The following is a 21,713-nucleotide window of genomic DNA, read 5'->3' on the forward strand; positions in this document are numbered from 1 at the left end:
AAGCTATGGAGTTAATTTTAAAAAATGGCTTACCACATCAAGACAAAGGTGTTCAGGCAGTAACCAATGCATTTTCGGTAAATAGTTTCTCAAAAAACAAAGTGTATTATGCTAACCCTACTTTAGAGTTAGATAAAGAAGCTTTATTGCATAACATTAAGGAAGTTCAAAAAACAAACGGTATTCATCCCGAATATACAGCTTTAAACGGCATACAAGATTACTTGAACTTAGATATTAAAATGGAAACCGGTACAGGAAAAACCTATGTACACACGGCTACTATTTTTGAGTTACACAAACAATACAAAATCAATAAATTCATAATTGTTGTGCCTACTTTAGCTATTAAGGCGGGAACACGACAATTTATACAAGACCCTTATACAAAAAAGCATTTTAAAGATGTTTGTGGTTATGGCACAGAAATAGAATTACAAGTATTAGATGCAGCCAAAAAGAAAAAAGGAAAACAATTTTTCCCAAGTGCTGTGCGTGAATTTGTTTCGGGTTCCAGTCAAAATCAAAATAAAATTTATGTTTTATTGGTTAATATGGCTTTGCTAACCAATAGTAAAATGCTAAAAGACCAATACGACTCTGGAGTAGAAGATTTCTATAAACCTGTTGAAGGAATAAGTGCTACAAAACCATTTTTATTGATAGATGAGCCACATCGATTTTCTAAAGCACAAAAAACATTTGAATTCATCACAAACGAAATACAACCACAATGTATCATTCGTTTTGGTGCAACTTACCCAACAGTTACTATTGGAAAAGGCACAGCAAAAAAAACAATTAAAGATTATCATAATTTATTATATGATTTGAATGCTTGTGAATCGTTCAATCAAAATTTAATTAAAGGAATTGCCAAAGAACACTTTGAACCGCTTTCTAAAAAAGAAGACAAAGTAAAAATAATGGCTATCCAAAGTAAAACCAGCGCAAAGTTCAATCTAATTCAAAAAGAAGGACCAACTAAGAGTTTTGAACTAAAAAAAGGCGATAGCTTATCCATTATTTCAGAAGAGTTTGAAGGAATAGTTATTGATGCTATTGGTTCTAATTTCATTGAATTGTCAAACGGTCAAACAAAATCACAAGGCGAAGAATTTAGCACCGATATTTATTCGTCATCGTATCAGGAACAAATGCTAAAATTAGCCATTGACCGACACTTTGAAACAGAGCGTATAAACTTTGATAGAAAGTTCAAGATTAAAACCTTAGCTTTATTTTTTATTGATGATATTTACTCCTATCGTCAAGACGAAAAATCAGGTAAAGAAACCTATTTAAAAAACACGTTTGAAAGGTTATTATTAGAAAAAATAAACCAAGTAATCCCAACACTAAATAAAGATACTGAAAAAGAATACTTAGAATTTTTAGAAGGTTCAAAACAAGATATTACAGCTTGTCATGCGGGGTACTTCTCACAAGATAACAGCAGTTCTGATGAAGAAATTGCAAACGAAATAAACGAAATACTTTTCGAGAAAAAGAAATTGTTATCCATTAAAAAAGAAGATGGTAGTTACAATACGCGTCGATTTTTGTTTTCTAAATGGACATTAAAAGAAGGTTGGGATAATCCTAATGTATTTACAATTACAAAACTACGTTCAAGCGGTAGCGAGTCGAGTAAGATTCAAGAAGTAGGACGAGGATTGCGTTTACCTGTAGATGAATTAGGAAACCGTATTTCAAATGAAGAATTTAAACTAAACTATATTATTGATTTTACCGAAGCCGATTTTGCTGATAGATTAGTGAAAGAAATAAATGATGAATTACCAAAAGGATTTGTCATTACAGAAGAAAAACTAAATGAAGTTGCTAAAAAATTAGAACAAGATCCAGACGATTTATTTATTGATTTAATTTCTAAAAAATACATTGACAGAAAGTACAACATCAATATTGAAAATCAAATTCAGTTCTTTGAAGAATATCCTGATTTTGCTATGGGATTAAATAGCAATAAAGTAGTAGATAGAAACACTAAGAAAGATAAAAAGATAAAAATTCGTCCAGCAGTTTATAACGAATTAAAAACACTATGGGAAGCCATCAATCAAAAGTATGTATTGTTTTACGACAAGATTGAAGAAGACAATTATCTAAAAGAAGAATTGGTTAAACTATTCGAAGACAATGTTTTTACAGATGTTATTATCACAAGTAAACGTCAAGTGATACAAACTACAGATGACAACCAAATGATGGCAAATGAAGATAGTGGTGTTCAATATACAATCAGTCGTCCATTACCTTACAGCGAATTTTTAAAACGAATAAACAAACAAACTAATATACCAATTCAGTTGATTCATGAAGCATTAATTTCTTACGCTGAAAAACATTCAATTGATAATGATAAAATCAATGAATTCAGTGCAGCAAATTTTGTATCGCGTTTTAACGATTGGAAAATAAACAAACTACAAGGAAGATTCAGTTACAGCAAATCGAATATTAAATTATACGGAACAAAGTTATCGTTTCCTAATGGTCAGCCAAAAGAAGAAATTACACAAGGAATTATTGGAACTAAATTCATTGAAGGCACACCTGTAGAAAAATATTTGTATGATACTTATGCTTATGATTCTCCATTGGAAAAGGATAATATTCAAACAGTAATTGATGAAGTAGTAGTGTACGGAAAAATTCCAAGAAGCAGTATTTCTATTCCAACAATTACAGGACAATCATACAGCCCCGATTTTATGTATGTAGTCAAAAAAACAGATGGTTCAAAAACATTAAACATAGTAGTAGAAACAAAAGATGTAGAAAACCAATCCACGTTAAGAAAAATAGAAGAAGTAAAAATCAATTGCGCTAAAGAGTTTTTCAAACAATTAACAATAGACGGCTACACAGTAGAGTTTCATGAGCAATTGAACAACAAGAAGATTAAACAAATTGTTGATGAGGTTTTAATAAATAATTAGTAAAATGAGTTTTGCTGAAAGTATAAATAAATTTGAAGTTGAAAATAATTTTCAGTTTGGAAAACATATAAATGGTAAAAGAGGGTTTAATTTAATAGAGGGTTTTTATAATGCTTTTTTGGATTATAAAACTGAAGCTGTAAGAATTGAAAGTCTATATTCTGATTTCTTTGATGGCAAAACTTATGATAAAATTGAAATTGAATATGATAGAGTGTTATTTAATTCCACTTGGTTTTTAAATATATTTTCAAGTATCACAGAACATTATTACAATAATTTAAGTACTGACGAAGCAAATAAAGTTTCTAAATTCAAATTTGAAATTATAAAATTTGGTTTTGCTTGTATGGATTTTAGCTTAAATAACTTTGATGATTTAGCACTTAATCAATATTACTTTTTCCGATTGGATAACAATGTAGGTTTCAACTACGATAGTTATATAACATTTATAGAATTTAAGCAAGATTGGAAACTGATTGAAAAAATGGATAAAGACGATTTCATTAGATGGCATAATGCACAAAAACTCATGTAAATTTGAATAATAAGTATTTGATATAGATGTCAAAACTTTTACATAAAATTCAAAAATATTTTATTCATGGAAATAAGTATAAAAAATAACATATCATACACTGAGATTGAAAAGGCTTATAAAGAGTTAAAAAAATCTTCAAATGTAGATTTATATATTCCAGCTAATATTACAGGAAAACAACTTGGTATTTACACTGAGATAATACAATTAATTATAACTTGGAGTAGATTAAGTAAAGGAAAACTATATATACATTACAGTTCCGATACAGATGAATTAGATGATAAGATTGATAAAATGTTCAATCGATATTGGAATTTTGTAGCTGGATGTATGGGTTATAAAAACGGTATTTTTCTGCTTGATCAAGTGGAAGTTTCTGATAAAGTAGCAAATGTTATAAAAGAAAGAACTTCATTTTTTAAGATTAATGAAAATTGGAAAAAGGGAACGAATAGTTTTATTTCTTCAGTACAACATTCTATGAATCCTTATCCATCAGCATTTTACTTATCAAATGGTATATTAAAATCAAAAAAAGAAATTATTGAATTATCGAAAAATATATTAATTGATATTTCAACAAGCTATAATTCAAATACTTCTACTTTTGTAATAGAACACTATGAAAAATTAATAGGTGAAATAATATTTGAACTTATAGAGAATACTCATTTTTGGAGTCAAACAGACTATTCTGGAGAAACCACACCAACAGGTTTTAGAGGATTATTATTTTCATCTCATCAAGGAAATAAAGAAACATTACTCAGCAATTGCAAAGATGACAAACCAATGTTTAATTACATAAATAGTTTAATCACTAATAATGAATCTAACAATGTTATTGTTGAAATTTCAGTTTTTGATTCAGGTTCAGGTTTAGCAAGTAAATGGTGTAAAAAAGATGTTACGGATTTTAATTCCCGAGAAGAAATTTATGAAAGTATAATTGATTGCTTGATTAAAAATAATACAAGTGATAAATCAAGTAGTTACGAAAGAGGTTTTGGTTTACATAATATAATGTCATTATTAGGAGACAGAAAAGGGTATCTTAAATTAAGAACTAATGGATTAAAACTTTATAGAGATTTTAAAGAAAATCCCTTTAATGGTTATATTGAAAACAGTCGTGAAAATTATAAATTGGAAGATTGGCATAGTGTTCAAAAGAAGACAATTCCAAATTACAGAACCGAAGGAACAATGTTTTCAATTTTTATTCCAATTCAAATCAATTAATCTATGATTATCACTTCATTTAAACATTCAAATAAATTACATTGGTGTATTGCAATTTCTTCTTGTGATAATGGTGTAGAGTTAGAAACAGAAATAAAAAACTTTTTAAATTATAATTATACTCCGGAATATATTCATTTGTTAAGACCTGATAATTCCGAAAATTATAAAATAACAAAAGAAAGGATACCAAATTTTGAGAAAATTAAAATCGATGAATTTAAATATAGTTCTGATGGAAAAATAATTAACACATCAAATGGTTTAGAAATTAATGAGAATATTTATTCAGAAATTTCAAAATCTATATGTACATATTTTTTAGTTAAATATGATTCAATTCTAAAAGCGGGTTTAGAATCCTACTTTTTATTACCTTCTGGTGTTCATGCTACACACTTTATTAGAATTGCAAATATTTTTAAAGAGAGCCATGATATAAATATTTTAGCAATTTTTTTAATGCCTTATTTTAAAAATAATCCAGATATAATTTATTCAGATACGCCAACAATTTTTCCTTTAGTATATTCTTGTATACTGTATAAAAACATGAATAATGATAAGGTATATAATCCGAGAGTTAAATTTTATTCATCAAATAGAGTTACAAAAGATGAAATTGAAAATATCGGTAATTCTTTATTCATTGTTTCAACCTCTATAAATGGTTCTTTACCAAAAAAATTAAATGATTTAGGTGTAGATTGGTCTAAAATTACTGTTTTGTTTTCTTTTGATAAAAATAATGAAAGTTTATACTCAGTCATGAGTAAACAAAATTCATTAGAAATTTTGAGCACTGAATTTGTTTCTAAAAAGCCAGAAGAATTTAAGAAGCTATTTCCCAATAGAACTTTTGAAATAAAATTTGAAGATGAACAATTTATACCTTCTCCACCAACTATATCTCGATTCAAAATAATTTTAAAAGACGCACCTGAAAATTTAAGTGATTTGATGTATAATTACTTGAAATATGACTTTGTAAGTTGTTACAAGGGGCAAAATTCCTTAGGTAAAACAAGAGATATTTATATTGATGTAAGTAAACTTTTTATAGATATTAATAAAGATAATGAGGATTTAAATCATTTTGAAAAAAAGACAAAAAATTTAATAATAAATCAACTTCCAATCAATATTAAAAGTATAATTTATGTTGATGATGCAGAATCAAAATACATTGCTGATAAAATTAAAGAATACTATAAAATAGCACATTCTAAAGATGTAGAATCAGTTTTTTATAAAGATTTAAAATTAGACGATTCGTTTTCTGAACCCTCTTGTTACCTTGTTTGTTCATCATGTATATCAAATGGTAAAAAAATATCAGATGTTAGTCGAAAATTGAGGACACAAGAACATTCTCAAATTATATATTTTAATGGTTTTGTTAGATGTATTGATGAAAAAGCATATTCAAACTTAATGAGCAATATTAAGTATGGTAAATACAATGATTTTTCAACATATAGTTTTATTACAATAGATAAAATATTATTGCCTAATGAAGATAGTGATAGTATAAGCTGGGAGTTTGAAAAAGAATTACTAAAAAGTTTATTACACGGTTTTAATGATTTTGGAACAAATCAAATAATTAATGAAAAAACAAAATCATTTTTTCAAGAACGCTATGATGCTTTAATTAAAAATAAAGAAGGTCTAATAAATAATGTATATCTTAATAAGTCTAATGGTAGTAGATTATTTTTAAATAAGAATTTTGCATTTTTTAAGTTTACTGATTGGAAGCCTGAGGAAATTCAACAATCTAAAGTATATTTTTCAATTTTATCTGTATTGCATAATTTTAGAATTAAAAAAAATATTAAGCAAACTATTTACGAGAGACATATTTTTGATCCTGAAAATTTTAATAGATACAATGATGGGATAATTCAGGCTTCATTTTTAAGAGCAGCAACAAATAAAGAATTAAATTATGAAATAGATAGAGATTCAAGTTCATTAATGACTACTATTATAAATAGTTCTATTGAAGAAAATGAAAACAAAGACACTGCACCATACGAGTTTTTAATGGCTATTTGTATAGGTAAGCTAACTCTACAAAAATATGATTTGAATTCAATTTATGAAAAGTATAAAGAACATCCTGATAATATAATTGGAGTTTTATTACAGGTTATTTATTCTAAATATCTTGAAAAGAATGAGTAAATTAAGAAATAAAATAATTCACGATTCAAAATTAAATCCATTCAATGATAATTTTGATATTAATTATATAAAATCAGTCGTTTCAGAATTAGAAGATAATGAAGAATCTCATAAACTATTTCCTTTTCTTTTACTTGCAGATGATTTTAATAGTTTATTTCAAAGTACTTTTAATCAATTAAAGAAAATAATTATTGAATCAAATTTGAATTATAATGAACTTATTGAATTCATAATTTCTTCATCAAATAGACACTATTTACTTCTTCATAAAACTTCAAGCACAACAAAACATGAGCTTAATTTTCAAGATTTTTTCAAAAGAACAATTGAATCAATCGACAAATCAATCGGTAAAATAGATGCAAGAGCAGCACTTGAAACAGAAATAGACAATATTAATATATTAATAAACTATCTTAAATATTTCGAAGGAGAATTAAAACCTTCACATGAAATTGAAAATGATACGTCAAGAGTTGATAGTATAATTAAATTAATGCTGTCTACAAATTATTACAATGTAATTAGGTTTTCACATGAAGATGCATTGTTCAACAATGGTTATATCGAATACATAAAAGATAGCAATACAATTCACTATAAATATGATAATGTAAATGAACTATTTCTGGGTAAGATTGGTTACTACAGGCTCAATAGAAATGTTTCAGCTCATTTTTTTATTTTAAAAGAACATTTAGATAATTATTCAGATGTTAGAAGTTTAATTTCTAAAAATTATGAAGGTAAGAACCAAACTAAAAGAATTAAAAAAACAAAAATTACTCAGGGATTAGTAGAGTTTGAATTAGCTTCTGGTCTTGATACAAATGAATTTTACAATTTCCTGTTTTTGGATGTGCAACTAAGAACATATTATGATTTCATTTATAATGTAATTATGCCAAATGCTGAAGGTCTTACTTTAAAAGATTGTCTTATTCTGTTTAATATGACACAAAGCATTTTTAACAATGTTGTAACCTTTAATAACGTTGAAGATGATAGTGTAATGAGAATAAAAGAGTTTGGTAAATTTCCTTCTAAAATAAATTCAAATAATTTAAAATTTTACTTAAAATCAAGAACAAAATATTCTGCTAAACAAATAAACTATTTTTTAAATTTATTAGTAAACAAAAAAGACCAAAGATTAAATTTCTGGAGCTATCCATTCCTTGAAAAAAATGACTTTTATTATGTTCCTCTATTATCATTTTTAAGCCCTCTTATTTTTGTTTTGTCAGATAAATGGTTAGAAGATAGCGGCTTTGATTTAGAAGAAAGAGGTTCTTATTTTGAAAAAAATATCAAAGAGAATTTTACTGAAGCATTAAAAAATAAAAAATACGATTTTATGATTCCTAATATCTCAAAATACACTTTATCTGATGGTAAATTTGAAGAGATAGATTTAATAATGAATCTTAAAAATGTAGTTGTCATTGCTGAGGTAAAGTGTATTAAATACTCATTAACTCCAAGAGATGAATTTAATGCTTTAAAAAGATTAAGAGAAGGAGCAAAACAAATAAATAGAAAAACAGAATTTATAGTAAACAATTCAGAAAAATTTAAAAATGAAATTGGAGATATTTCAGGAAAAAAAATAATCAAAATTGTATTGACTAATTTCCCAAGTTACAGTGGTTATATTATAGAAGATGTTCCAATAGTTGATTATTACTTAATTGAATCTTATATTAAATCAGGAAGAATTTCGAGTTATAGATATGTAACTGAAAATGGTAAAATAACAGAAAACAAATTAAGAGCTGAAGAAAAATTCTATGATAATGAAGATGAGTTTTGTAATAATTTTGAAAGTTTTGTTTTTAAACCTGGTTACATAGAAAAGTGTAGAGATTATTTTGAATTTAAAGCAAATAAATTATCAGTTGAAAATGACGCATATAATATTTATTTAGATAGTGTTGAATTTAAAACAGTGTAATTCATAATTTAAACTTTAACAGTTTATTTGTAACTTTAATTTAATAAAAAACGTTTAACAACTAAATATGCCAAAGAAATTAATTTCATATGAAATTGTCAATAAGTCAGGGTTAAATATACTACCACGTCATATTCAAGTATTAAAGAAAAATGATGTAAAAATTTTAGACGAAACAGTTGGTGGCGATGCTCCTAAAGATTTAATTAGAGTGTATGAATATGGTTCAGCAAGAAAATCTAATCCTTCTAAATGGACTAAATACATTGCTAAAATTGGTCATAAATGGTATCCTAATGAAAGTATTACAGAACATTTATTAACTCGTATAGGTAATTGTTTTGGTATAGTTATTGCAGATTCTAAGATAGTTTATGCAGAAAATTACATTCGTTTTCTAAGTAAACATTTTCATAGTAATCAACAAATCTTAGATCATGGAGCTAATATTTTGTCAAGCTTTATGAATGAAGATAATACAAAATGGATTGATGATTTAGAGAAACAAAAATCACTTAGGGAAGATATAAATATTGAAAGTGTTTTTACAGCAATTAGAAATGTTTTTCCAAACGAAGCAGAAGAAATAATAAACGCATTGTTGCATATGCTTTTATTTGATTGTTTAACAGGTAATAACGATAGACATTATTACAATTGGGGAGTAATATCACACATAAGAGGGCAACATAAACCATACTTCTCACCAGTGTATGATTCAGCAAGAGGATTATTATGGAATCAATCTGACGAAAAAGTTATATCTTTGCACAAAGAATTGAATAATCCAAACAATAAACAATTAGAAAAATACGTTGTTAATTCAGTTCCAAAGATTAGTATTCCAAACAATTCGAGTTGTAATCATTTTGAATTAATTGAATACTTAAAAAATAAAAATTACTTAAAAGATGAACATTATAAAATTTGGACAAATCAAAAATCAATACAAAAGGCAATAGAGTTGCTTGAAGGTGAATTCAAAAATTTATTTATTAAAGAACGTAAAGAATTAATAAACATAATTTTGAATAGGAGATACAATAAAATTGTTGAAATTTTAAAATAAGACTTATGTTAAAATCACTAAAAAAAATATTTTCAAACACTTCTTTAAACAATACTAATGAAAAATTCAATCTTAGTAGTAGTAAAGAAGAACATGTTTTCGTATTAAAATATAACAATCATTTAATTGGAACACTAAAGTATTTCAATAATGAATGGGTATTTTATTATTCAGATTGGTTTAAAAATCAAAATGAATTTCGTCATTTGTTAGAGTTTCCAAACAAGGAAAAAGAATACAAAACAAAAGAATTATGGCCTTTCTTTTCAAATCGAATCCCATCAATTAAACAACCTAAAATGCAAGTATATTTAGAAGAAAATGCAAACAAGGTAAATACAGTTGATTTGTTAGAAAAGTTTGGTACTTATTCTGTCAATAATCCATATAAATTAGAATTAGCACTATAATTTCATAAGATGTCTTCGGGCATCTTTTTTTTTTAAATAATAGGTACGCTATCGCTGTCGTATTTGCATCCCACCCGTCCAACGCTCACCAAAGCATTAGTGGTTTTCTCCCAACGCAATAAGCACTTGTTTTCCCATAAGTAAGTCAATAATAAAAGGTTTTCTGTTTTTCCAAACCCACGCGCACAGTAAACCTTTTTTTATCCACTTACACCCAAGCTAAAAAACAAGAGCTTTCCAACGCTAAAAACCACTCCCAAGCTATTTTACATAATGATGGCAACATTATAGTTCAAAAAAAAGAGTAAATATCTTTAGTGGTAATTTTTTAGAACTATAATTTCATTATGTAAAATATCCGCACAGCCAACGCTCCCACCCAAATAGGAACAGTGTTTTCATTGTTTTTTGAAGATGCTTCACATTTTCATTAGACTTTAACTGTAAACTGCGACTGACTACTACCCATTGACTTTTCAAGCATCCTCAAAAATCAAAATTGCCCACAAGAGTATAGTTTTTCATTTGCCACACCGATAGAATTAAAATCAAAAACACAGTAAGCAAATAAAAATCTATACCCTTGCTTCGCTACTACCAACGCACTCGGTAAGCTCAGTAGGGGCAATCTTCCATTTCCCCAAACCCCTATGGATGCAATTTTTTTTAAAATAATGCCAGACGTTTTTCACTCCGATTGAAATTAAACAATAAGCATTCTTTCAAAAAAAACAGCTAAAATTTTAACCACACCGGAAACATTATTAATAAACGGAAAAGCAAGTGCATACTTGCGATTGTGGAATGGTTAAAAAAATAATGTTCTTTTTCTTAATACTGAATTCTAACAATTTATGATAATTAATAACAAATTTTGACAAAACAATTTAGATTTAAAAAAATAATGTAAAGAAGTAATAATTTTGAGTAAATAAAAATCAATACCAAAGCCGTACCAAGTCCACAAAATTGAATTTTTAATTTTTAAATTATATAGACATGGGTAAAATAGGTAGAGGTATTCTTGGGGGAGTATCAGGAAAAGTAGCCAATATTGTTGGTTCAAGATGGAAAGGAATAGATTACATTAGAGCTAAACCTCAAAGTGTAGCTAATCCAAGAACACTATTGCAAGTGAATCAAAGAACAAAATTTGCTTTAGTGTTGAGGTTCTTACAACCTAACTTAAATTTTATTAAGGTAGGTTATAAAAATTATGCAGTTAAGAAATCACAGTTTAATAGTGCGATGTCTTATATTCTGAATAATGCAATTACAGGAGTTTCTCCCGATTTTGAAATTGATTATTCAATGGCGTTATTGTCAAGGGGTAATTTAGCAGGAGCTTTAAATCCTGTTTTCGATTTAACTACACCTGGACAAGTGCAGTTTAGTTGGGATGATAACTCAACTGAAGGTAATGCTTTAGCAACTGATAAAGTTATGGTAGTTGCTTACAATCCATTAAAAGGAGAAAGTGTTTACTTAACTGAAGGAGCTACAAGGGCAGATTTATCACAAACGGTAATTATACCTAATAGCTATGCTGGGGATGAATTACATATGTTTATTTCGTTCATGAATGCAGAAGAAACACAATTATCAAATAGTATCTATATTGGCTCTGGTACGGCTTCATAATAATAGTAGATACTTATTTTAAGAACCACCTGTAAAAGGGTGGTTTTTTTATTGTATTACCGATATGGTGATTTATTGTAAATTATTTTCTTGATTTCACTTTCGCTTAAATCATATATTTCCATTATCCCTATTTCTCTTAACTCTAAGGCTCTATCTTTCATAAAATGGAAGTAAGGACTATAACTGCCAACTTTGAGTGTTATAAGAACGATTTGGCAATCATTTTCTAATTCATGAGTTATATTTTCAACATAAAAATGATTTATTGGAATTAAAGCACTAACAAAAGGTAAATTTATTGTTTCACCAACTCTTGGAACATGTGTTAGCTTATCAATAGTAAATTGACATCTGTAATTAAAATAAGAAATATAAAAGTGATAAATAACCTTGTTGAAGCTTAAATTTAATTTGCGTTCATATGTAAAAATTTTTGAATGCATTTTCAATAAAAGCTTTCTTAATATATGTGATTTTAAATTTGTAGCAGCTTCAATATCTTTCATTTTTGGAAAAGGAATATCTAACTCTTCATCAAGATAGTCTTTTGCTAAAACAAAGTCGATTATTGGTTTGTATTCTAAATCATCTTTAAAAAGATCTTTCAATTGATTACCAATATAAATAAAGTCTTTAATTATTTGTTTTACTGATACTTGTGTTTCCATAATTTACATTTTTATATAAAAATAATAAATTAAGAAACTAAATGATTGTGGGGATAATGTGGGGATATATTGTAAATAAAAAACCCTAACTAATTGATTTCCAATCGTTAGGGTTTTAATTTCGCGGAGAAAGAGGGATTCGAACCCCCGGACCTGTTACAGTCAACAGTTTTCAAGACTGCCGCATTCGACCACTCTGCCATTTCTCCAGTAAGTCACAATCATTTCGTGATTGCGAGTGCAAATATAGAAAGCTTTTTTAAATTTCAAAAATAAAATACAATAAAAAAATATTTTTTTACCAATAAAAAACACAACAAACTAAATATAAGCGATTTAAATAAAAATATTTTTTCACAGTCTTACTATATTATTTTTAAAAAGACCGTATTTATTTAAAAACACGGTCTTTTTAATATTCTTATTTCCCTAGCTCAGCAATCTTGGCTTCAACTTCTATTTCACTTCCTTCAAAAACTTTTTCTTCTATAAGTTCTTTTCCATTCACATTACTTTTAATGATTACTGTTGCTTTTACAATCCCATTTTCATCTTTCTCTTTAACAACATCAATATCTATAATAGTTTTCTCTACATTATGATTACAATTTGGTCCATGTACATGAGTAGCATCTCCTCCTTGTAGGTGTTTACAATTAGGGTTAAGGCAGCCTTTAGCTTCACATTCTTCAACATTTTTAGAATGACATTCAACAGTTGAACCGTGCTTATGACAACATGATCCTAATTCTGTAGTTACAGAATGCCCTCCTAAAATAGGTGCAATAACCAAACCTATTAAACATGTTAATTTAATTAATATATTCATAGATGGTCCTGAAGTATCTTTAAATGGATCTCCAACAGTATCTCCCGTAACTGCTGCTTTATGAGCATCAGAACCTTTATATGTCATTTCTCCATTAATTTCAACACCTGCTTCAAATGATTTTTTAGCATTATCCCACGCTCCACCAGCATTATTTTGAAACACAGCCCAAAGTACTCCTGAAACAGTAACACCTGCCATATATCCTCCTAACATTTCTGCAATTAATTGATTGTTATCAGTATAAACTAATTTCCCTAACAATACAATTGCAATTGGGAAACCAATTGTTAAAATCCCTGGTAACATCATCTCTCGTAAAGCTGCCTTTGTAGAAATCTCTACACATTTACCATATTCAGGTTTTCCAGTTCCTTCCATAATTCCTGGAATTTCTTTAAATTGACGACGTACTTCATATACCATATCCATAGCTGCTTTTCCAACAGAGTTCATTGCCAATGCAGAGAAGACTACAGGAATCATTCCACCCACAAATAACATAGCTAAAACCGGTGCTTTAAATATGTTAATTCCATCAATTCCTGTAAAAGTTACATACGCAGCGAATAAGGCTAATGAAGTTAAAGCAGCCGAAGCAATTGCAAATCCTTTCCCTGTTGCTGCAGTTGTATTTCCTACAGAATCTAAAATATCTGTTCTTGTTCTAACTTCTTTTGGTAATTCACTCATTTCAGCAATTCCTCCAGCGTTATCCGAGATTGGTCCGAAAGCATCAATTGCTAATTGCATTGCGGTAGTTGCCATCATTGCAGAAGCAGCTAAAGCAACTCCATAAAATCCTGCCAATGCATAAGAAGCCCAAATTGCTCCAGCAAAAATCAATACTGTCGGAAAGGTAGAAATCATTCCTGTTGCTAAACCTGCTATTACATTTGTTCCTGCACCAGTTGATGATTTTTGCACGATTGCTAGAACTGGTTTTGTCCCTAATCCTGTATAATATTCTGTAACTGAAGAAATAACTCCACCAACTACTAACCCTACAATAGTTGCATAAAATACACGCATTGAAGAAATATCCTTTAACCCTTCACCAAAAAAATCCATTTTCATAGTTTCAGGCAACATATATTTCACCAAGAAAAAACACGATATTAGCGTTAAAACAATAGAAACCCAGTTTCCAATATTTAAAGCTCCTTGTACTTGTTTTTCTTTAGCATCATCACTTTTAATTTTGACTAACATGGTTCCGATAATCGAAAATAAAATTCCGAAACCTGCAATTGCCATTGGTAATAAAATGGGACCAATTCCTCCAAAAGCATCTTGAATACTTCCTCCCATATCTTTAATTACATAATTTCCTAAAACCATTGCCGCTAAAACTGTTGCTACATAAGAACCAAATAAATCGGCACCCATACCTGCAACATCACCTACGTTATCACCTACGTTATCTGCAATTGTAGCAGGGTTACGAGGATCGTCTTCTGGAATACCAGCTTCTACTTTACCAACTAAATCTGCTCCAACATCTGCAGCCTTAGTGTAAATACCTCCACCAACACGAGCGAACAACGCAATTGACTCTGCTCCTAAAGAGAATCCTGCTAAAGTTTCTAAAACAATTGTCATATCTTCAGTAGAAGTCCAAGTTCCTTTCATAAATACATGAAAAAGAATAATAAAAAATGCTGTTAAACCAAGGACGGCTAAACCCGCAACTCCTAATCCCATAACTGTTCCACCACCAAAAGAAACTTTTAATGCTTGAGGCAAGCTAGTACGGGCTGCTTGTGTTGTACGAACATTAGTCTTTGTTGCTATTTTCATTCCCATATTTCCAGCCAAAGCTGAGAAAATAGCTCCAAAAATAAATGCAACCACTATTAATATATGCGTTGTAGGAACAATATATGAAATACCTGCTAACGCAATACTTGCTCCAATTACAAAAAAAGTTAATAATCTATATTCTGCCTTTAAAAATGCTAGCGCTCCCTCATATATATAATCTGAAATTTCTTTCATTTTACCATCTCCTGCATCTTGCTTTAAAACCCAAGCCCTTTTATACATCATAAAAAGAAGCCCAATAATTGCCATAATAATTGGCACGTAAATCATTATTGAATCCATAAAATTTTTTGGTTGTTTTAGTTAAAAATAATTTGTCGTTCTTAACAAAAATAAACAAAAAAGGCAATATTGATTAACAATATTGCCTTTTTTATGAAATTCTTTAAAAACTATTTAATACTAAACAATCCTTCTGGTTTATTTTCTATTTCTTGAAAACGCTTTGTACATTTTACAAAAATTTCTTTTGCTTCATTAACATCTCCCCATCCTTCAACATCAACTTGTTTATTTTCTAAATCTTTATAAACTTGAAAAAAATGTTCAATTTCTTTTATTAAGTGTGAATTTACATCACTTAAATCATTTAATTTATTCCAAATAGGATCAGAAACTGGAACACAAATTACTTTTTCATCTGGTCCTTTATCATCTGCCATATGAAAAACTCCAATTGGTTTAACTTCCATTACACAACCAGGAAAAGTTGGCTCATTAACTAAAACTAAAACATCTAATGGATCTCCATCTAATGCTAATGTTTCAGGAATAAATCCATAATCTGCTGGATACATCATTGAAGAAAATAACATTCTATCAAAACGCATTCTTTTTAACTCGAAATCGTACTCATATTTATTTCTACTCCCTCTTGGAATTTCAATCAGTACATCAAATGTAGTAACTTTATCTGCAGTCATTTTTATTTATTTTTATAAGGGAGTGCAAAGATAATAAACATTACCTTATTTTTAAGACTAGAAACATTTTTTTAATACACCAATGGCTTTCTATTTCTTTTCTCCAAATAATAATGCCATAAAAAATAAGATGCCATTGTTCTATACGGCTTCCATTTTTGTGAGATTATCAAAATATCATCTGAAGAGCAACAATTATATAATTCTTTTATTGTATTTATAATTGCGATATCTCCCAATGGAATTATATCTTGTTTTTGAAGAGAAAACATAAGGTAAACATCAATTGTCCAATTTCCAATTCCTTTAATCTTGATTAACTCTTTTCGAATTTCATCTGCTGATTTCAATTCAAAACTATCTAGATTTAACTGCTTATTTAAAACTGCTTTTGATAATTCTTTAAGATATACTACTTTTTGTCGACTTATCCCATTAGCTTTTAAATCTTCTTCATTTGCCTCAAAAATTGTACTAGGTGTAATTTCTACTAAAAACGATTCCAATTTTAGGAAACATGCTTTTGCAGAAGATAAAGAAACTTGCTGCTCTAAAATTAATTTACATAGCGTAACAAAACCTTGTGGTCTACTAGGAACATAAGGAACTCCATATTTTTTATAAAGCTGATTCAAGACCTTATCAACCGAAATTAGATATTGAATTGACTCTTCCATTTTTTTTAGAAATAAAAACCAAACGAAGCTCTAACTCCAAATTTTCTAGCATCTGGCATATTCAAATAACTTCCTCTCCATGCAAAATCAATACGAAGTACTTTAAATATATTTCCTATTCCTGCATGATATTCCCAATATAAATTTTCTGGTGCTATATAATTTAAACCTGAAGCATTAATAGTTCTATTGTTTTTAGAAACATTACCATAAACTCCTTTAATTCCAACTATTTCCCTGAGATTTAATTTTCTTAAAAGAGGCACTCTTGAAAATAATCGTCCATTAAAATGATGTTCAAAATGAAGTGATGCATACCCATCTGCAACAAAGTCATAATAATCTAAAAGATTATATGTATTTTCTATAATAAAATAAGACTGATTACCAGGAACGACTCCCATCAATCCTAATGGCACTGTTCCAAAAATTTTACCTGTTTCAAAAGTAGTAAATAATCTTCCGAAACCACCTATTAATACAGGCTGCCTATAGTAAAGTTGAAGTTTTTGATAATCAAAATCACTATCAAAAACACCTTTCATTCCACTACTATAACTTATAAAAAAACGAGCATAATTACTATCAACTTCTAACCTATCAACTCCATATCCTACTGTTTTTCTACCTGGTGTATATTCTAACTGTAAGTTAAGTTCTGCTTGCTTAACTTCACTTTTAACCTGAGTTTGCGTTAAATCGGTATAATAATCTAAACTAAATTCATTTGAAGCAGAAGACAATGTTCTATAAGAGAAATTTGTTTGAATACTAAAATTCTTTAGCATTTCCATTTCTGCTCCTAATGTTGTCAAATTCACATTTGTAAGCTTATTATTCGTTCCACTAGAAAACAAAGAAGACGAGGCAAAACTCCTTCCTAAAACATCATTTGAAGTAGTTAAACTCACTCCTATCTGCTCAACATCCCTTCTATTGCCTAATGACAAAATAAATCGATTTCTCGGATTAATCATCCATCTTCCTGAAATACCATATTTTACTTTATCATCTCTAAAACCGTATGCTGTATATCCTTGAATCCTCCATTTATCATTTGGTCCAAAATATGTTCTTCCTCCTATTCGTATTCTCGCTCCTTCTACATCATTATATCCGAAGGTTGAAAATATTGGTCCAAAATCGAAATTCCCATACTGTATATAACCACTTCCCAAAATAGATGCCAGATTATAAATCCGTTTAAATTTAGGAACCGTTTGCAAAGTATCTAACATTTTATAGATCCCCAACTCATTATCATTCAATCTTTCAAATCTATTTTCTTGCCAAAATTCATCAGTTTGATTAAAAACAGTATTATCATAAAAATTCACTTCCTCTCGATAAAACTTATCTTCTTTTGGAATATTAAATTTATGATCTTTAAAAACGGTTGTTCTCTTTCCATAAACTCCTTTTGATTCTTCTTTTTTAGAAAAACTAAAATCAGACATCATATAGTCTCTCTTCAACAAAAACACGGAATCATTTAAAACATCAAACTCTTGTTCGATGTATATTTCTTTAACCCAGTTAATATTCGCACTCTTACTTGCTTCTAAATTAATTTTTTTAATAGCAAAGGTGCTATCATTAACCCAAAAATCTCCTTTAAAAGTCAATTCATTTTTTCTTCTCGGATAATAAACAATATTATAACACCATTTATTATCAATATACATACTATCGTTTAGTACATAATTATAAACATTAATCCCTGTTCTTGAAAGCGGACTTACGAAGTCTTTATCAAAGAATTTTAAATAATTATTATAGATATCGTATTCTGCGTATAGATCTTTAATAAAAGTATTAACTCCATCACCATCTCCAAAACCAGAATTTTTATTTGCTTTTAGAACTTCTTTTTCTTTTTTAGTTACATTATCACCATAAACCTCGCTTAATTCTTCATTTATAAAAATAGGCAAGTATGATTTTCCTGTAATTCTTGAAGTATCCATATTATCAAAAACAAACTCCATGCCTTTGAATATTTTACTATTCATGAAAGCACTATCAATAGTATTCATATCGAATTCTACTTTTTCATATTTATTATATTGATATTGATCAAACATTCTAAGCCCATTCTTCCTCCTTCTTTCCCAAATTTTTCGAAGTATATCTAAAGCGGGGTTGTCTTTTTTCGAAGTTTTTCCTGAATAAACAACCACTTCTTTTAATTGAGTTCCCTCTTTTAGAATTATTTTCAAGTTTGAGTTTAATCCAGCTTTCAAAGGAACTTCCTTTTTTTCAAAACCTATAAAAGAAACTATTAAAGCGCTATAATTTTCTTTAGATTCAAAATAAAAATTTCCATTTTCATCTGTAATAACTCCTTCTCTTGAGTCTTTAAATATTACGTTTGCAAAAGGAATAGGTTCATTAAACTCATCTACAACTTTTCCACCAACTTTCGTTTGAGCTACTCCTAAAAAGGAAAAAAAAACAAACAGATAAAATATTTTTTTAATATACATATTTAATAATTCTATAAAACAAAAAAAACTTCATCATTTAGTGATGAAGTTTCAAATATAGTGAGTTTCTATTTATTTATACATAACTTTTTTTACTGCTTTAACTACATCGTTTGCATTTGGCAACCATTCTTTCAATAATGCTGGTGAATATGGAGCAGGAGTATCAGCCGTAGTAATTCTCTGAATTGGAGCATCTAAGTAATCAAATGCCTTTTCCTGAACCATATAAGTGATTTCTGAAGCTACACTTGCAAATGGCCATGCCTCTTCTAGAACCACTAGTCTATTTGTCTTCTTAACTGAAGCTAAAACAGTATCATAATCTAAAGGTCTAACCGTTCTTAAATCTATAATTTCACAAGAAATACCATCTTTTGCTAATTCATCAGCAGCAATAAATGCTTCTTTTAAAATTTTACCAAACGAAACAATTGTTACATCAGTACCTTCTCTTTTAACATCTGCAACACCTAAAGGTAAAGTATATTCTCCTTCTGGCACTTCTCCTTTATCTCCATACATTTGCTCTGATTCCATGAAAATCACCGGATCATTATCGCGAATTGCTGATTTTAAAAGCCCTTTTGCATCATAAACATTTGACGGAACAACTACTTTTAATCCTGGACAGTTCGCATACCAACTTTCAAAAGCTTGTGAATGTGTTGCTGCTAATTGACCCGCAGAAGCTGTTGGTCCACGAAAAACGATAGGAATATTAAATTGTCCGCCTGACATTTGACGCATTTTCGCAGCGTTATTGATTATTTGATCAATCCCTACTAAAGAAAAGTTAAATGTCATAAATTCAACAATAGGTCTATTTCCATTCATTGCAGAACCTACTGCAATACCCGCAAAACCTAATTCAGCAATTGGAGCATCAATTACTCTTTTTGCACCGAATTCATCTAACATACCTTTTGAAGCTTTGTATGCTCCATTATACTCAGCAACTTCTTCACCTATTAAATAAATAGATTCATCACGACGCATTTCTTCGCTCATTGCTTCACAAACTGCTTCTCTAAATTGAATTGTTTTCATTCTATTTCCTTTAAAATCAAAATGCATGTTTTACGTTTAAAAACAACCATTTCGAAATTCTACTTAATATTCGTTATTAAAAGGCAAAAATAGCAAAAAATTAAAATTAATACATTGTTATTATCAATAATTAAATTTCACTCTTCACTATGCATACCACACATTATTTTTTCTGAAGAAATTAAAAATATGATTTATGTTTTTTATCAATATTAATCACTCTAATACAATCTTCTCCATCTTTTTGAATTGTAACATTTTTCACTTTATCACCTTTCTTTTTTACAGCATAGAAAAATTCTTTCAAGGAACTTGTTTTCGCATCCTTATATATTACTATTGGTAAATTGTACTTACAGAAATGTTTCAAGAAACTCTCATAATTTGTTTTCCCTTTAGCTACTGACTCTAAGATATCTTCTAATTTACGAGCATCTGTCCCTCCTATTTCTGGACCTTTTACTACTTTTACAACATCATCTTTCTCTTCCTCTGGTGGTGCATCTGGAACATTTTTAAATGGATTCCACGGTATTGCACTTTTATACTTTTCTACTTTAATTACTTCCTTTTTCTTCGGAATAACAAACAATTCTTTTATTGTAACATGCTTATAATCGTTATTAACGACTAAAGAAACCACTTTTTTACCTGGAGTAGTAAATACATAAGTACACTTTTCATCAAAAGAATCTACTTTCCCACTTTCTCCAAATCTCCATTCCCATGATTTAGCTCCATCTGTTCTATCAACAAACTCAACTTCTTCATCCTGCATAACATTTCCTGGCACTCTAAACTTAGGAAACTTTGACTTATCTAAAGAATTTTCTTTAGGCAGAATGGTAATTACTTTTTGAATTGTGCACTCATTATTCACAATTAGCTTAACTAAATATTCTCCTTCCTCCATAAATGAGTGTGCAACTTTCGATCTAAAAGAAATCTGAGTATTATCTCCAAAATACCATCTCCAAGAATGAGATTTCTTAGAAGCATCTGAAAAAATAATTAACTCACCTACTTTAAATGAAGGCGCATCAACTTGAAACTCTTTAATATTACACTCATCACCACTATTCATTTTAATAATGAGAACAATACTAGATAGTAAAAAAATTGACAAAAATAATATGGGTACTTTTAAATCAAAATATTTCTTCATCCGTTCAAAACCAAACTTTCCTAAATTAATTATCTAAATAAATTACATTAAAATTGCTTTTTTAAT

The 21,713-nt window shown here is 28.6% G+C and carries 15 protein-coding genes and 1 tRNA gene; 8 read left to right on the plus strand and 8 right to left on the minus strand.

Annotated elements, in window-relative coordinates; all coding sequences use genetic code 11:
* Positions 1 to 5 precede the first annotated feature (5 nt).
* From SY27_RS07940 to SY27_RS07975, 8 genes are all read left to right on the plus strand, one after another.
* Complete coding sequence (locus SY27_RS07940) at positions 6 to 2,966, plus strand: type III restriction-modification system endonuclease (protein ID WP_045968958.1); 2,961 nt, start codon at positions 6 to 8, stop codon at positions 2,964 to 2,966.
* A 4-nt stretch (positions 2,967 to 2,970) separates the two neighbouring features.
* Positions 2,971 to 3,507: a hypothetical protein gene (locus tag SY27_RS07945; RefSeq protein ID WP_045968960.1), complete on the plus strand. Its 537-nt coding sequence runs from the start codon at positions 2,971 to 2,973 to the stop codon at positions 3,505 to 3,507.
* A gap of 66 nt (positions 3,508 to 3,573) precedes the next feature.
* A complete protein-coding gene (locus SY27_RS07950) occupies positions 3,574 to 4,755 on the plus strand; it encodes a hypothetical protein (RefSeq protein WP_045968962.1) in 1,182 nt (393 codons plus the stop codon).
* A 3-nt stretch (positions 4,756 to 4,758) separates the two neighbouring features.
* Positions 4,759 to 6,945 (plus strand): hypothetical protein, encoded by a 2,187-nt coding sequence (locus SY27_RS07955; RefSeq protein ID WP_045968965.1) that lies wholly within the window; start codon positions 4,759 to 4,761, stop codon positions 6,943 to 6,945.
* A complete protein-coding gene (locus SY27_RS07960) occupies positions 6,938 to 8,902 on the plus strand; it encodes a hypothetical protein (RefSeq protein ID WP_045968967.1) in 1,965 nt (654 codons plus the stop codon). The genes SY27_RS07955 and SY27_RS07960 overlap by 8 nt, the downstream gene beginning before the upstream one ends.
* A gap of 67 nt (positions 8,903 to 8,969) precedes the next feature.
* Positions 8,970 to 9,971, plus strand: coding sequence for a HipA domain-containing protein (locus tag SY27_RS07965; RefSeq protein WP_045968969.1), 1,002 nt, complete (start codon positions 8,970 to 8,972; stop codon positions 9,969 to 9,971).
* A gap of 5 nt (positions 9,972 to 9,976) precedes the next feature.
* Complete coding sequence (locus tag SY27_RS07970; RefSeq protein ID WP_045968971.1) at positions 9,977 to 10,381, plus strand: HipA N-terminal domain-containing protein; 405 nt, start codon at positions 9,977 to 9,979, stop codon at positions 10,379 to 10,381.
* Between the two features lie 999 nt (positions 10,382 to 11,380).
* Positions 11,381 to 12,022, plus strand: coding sequence for a DUF6266 family protein (locus SY27_RS07975; RefSeq protein WP_045968973.1), 642 nt, complete (start codon positions 11,381 to 11,383; stop codon positions 12,020 to 12,022).
* 56 nt (positions 12,023 to 12,078) lie between these two features.
* Here SY27_RS07975 and SY27_RS07980 read toward each other — a convergent pair whose 3' ends face one another.
* The 8 genes from SY27_RS07980 to SY27_RS08015 form a co-directional block, all read right to left on the minus strand.
* A complete protein-coding gene (locus SY27_RS07980) occupies positions 12,079 to 12,693 on the minus strand; it encodes a hypothetical protein (protein WP_045968975.1) in 615 nt (204 codons plus the stop codon).
* Positions 12,694 to 12,817: 124 nt separating this feature from the next.
* Positions 12,818 to 12,902, minus strand: a tRNA-Ser gene (locus SY27_RS07985).
* Between the two features lie 212 nt (positions 12,903 to 13,114).
* Positions 13,115 to 15,628, minus strand: a complete 2,514-nt coding sequence (locus tag SY27_RS07990; protein WP_045968977.1) for a sodium-translocating pyrophosphatase — start codon at positions 15,626 to 15,628, stop codon at positions 13,115 to 13,117.
* A gap of 110 nt (positions 15,629 to 15,738) precedes the next feature.
* Positions 15,739 to 16,269 carry an inorganic diphosphatase gene (locus SY27_RS07995; protein WP_045968979.1) on the minus strand — a complete coding sequence of 177 codons (531 nt, stop codon included), beginning with the start codon at positions 16,267 to 16,269 and terminating at the stop codon, positions 15,739 to 15,741.
* Positions 16,270 to 16,340: 71 nt separating this feature from the next.
* The gene (locus SY27_RS08000) at positions 16,341 to 16,946 is read right to left on the minus strand and encodes a DNA-3-methyladenine glycosylase (RefSeq protein ID WP_045968981.1); all 606 of its coding nucleotides are present in this window, start codon (positions 16,944 to 16,946) and stop codon (positions 16,341 to 16,343) included.
* Positions 16,947 to 16,951: 5 nt separating this feature from the next.
* Complete coding sequence (locus SY27_RS08005) at positions 16,952 to 19,432, minus strand: DUF5686 family protein (protein WP_045968983.1); 2,481 nt, start codon at positions 19,430 to 19,432, stop codon at positions 16,952 to 16,954.
* Positions 19,433 to 19,504: 72 nt separating this feature from the next.
* Positions 19,505 to 20,482 (minus strand): pyruvate dehydrogenase complex E1 component subunit beta, encoded by a 978-nt coding sequence (locus SY27_RS08010; RefSeq protein ID WP_045969306.1) that lies wholly within the window; start codon positions 20,480 to 20,482, stop codon positions 19,505 to 19,507.
* A gap of 181 nt (positions 20,483 to 20,663) precedes the next feature.
* Complete coding sequence (locus SY27_RS08015) at positions 20,664 to 21,647, minus strand: PKD domain-containing protein (protein WP_082084321.1); 984 nt, start codon at positions 21,645 to 21,647, stop codon at positions 20,664 to 20,666.
* Positions 21,648 to 21,713: the final 66 nt, after the last annotated feature.

This window comes from Flavobacterium sp. 316 (assembly GCF_000967805.1).
GTDB classification, from domain to species: Bacteria; Bacteroidota; Bacteroidia; order Flavobacteriales; family Flavobacteriaceae; genus Flavobacterium; species Flavobacterium sediminilitoris.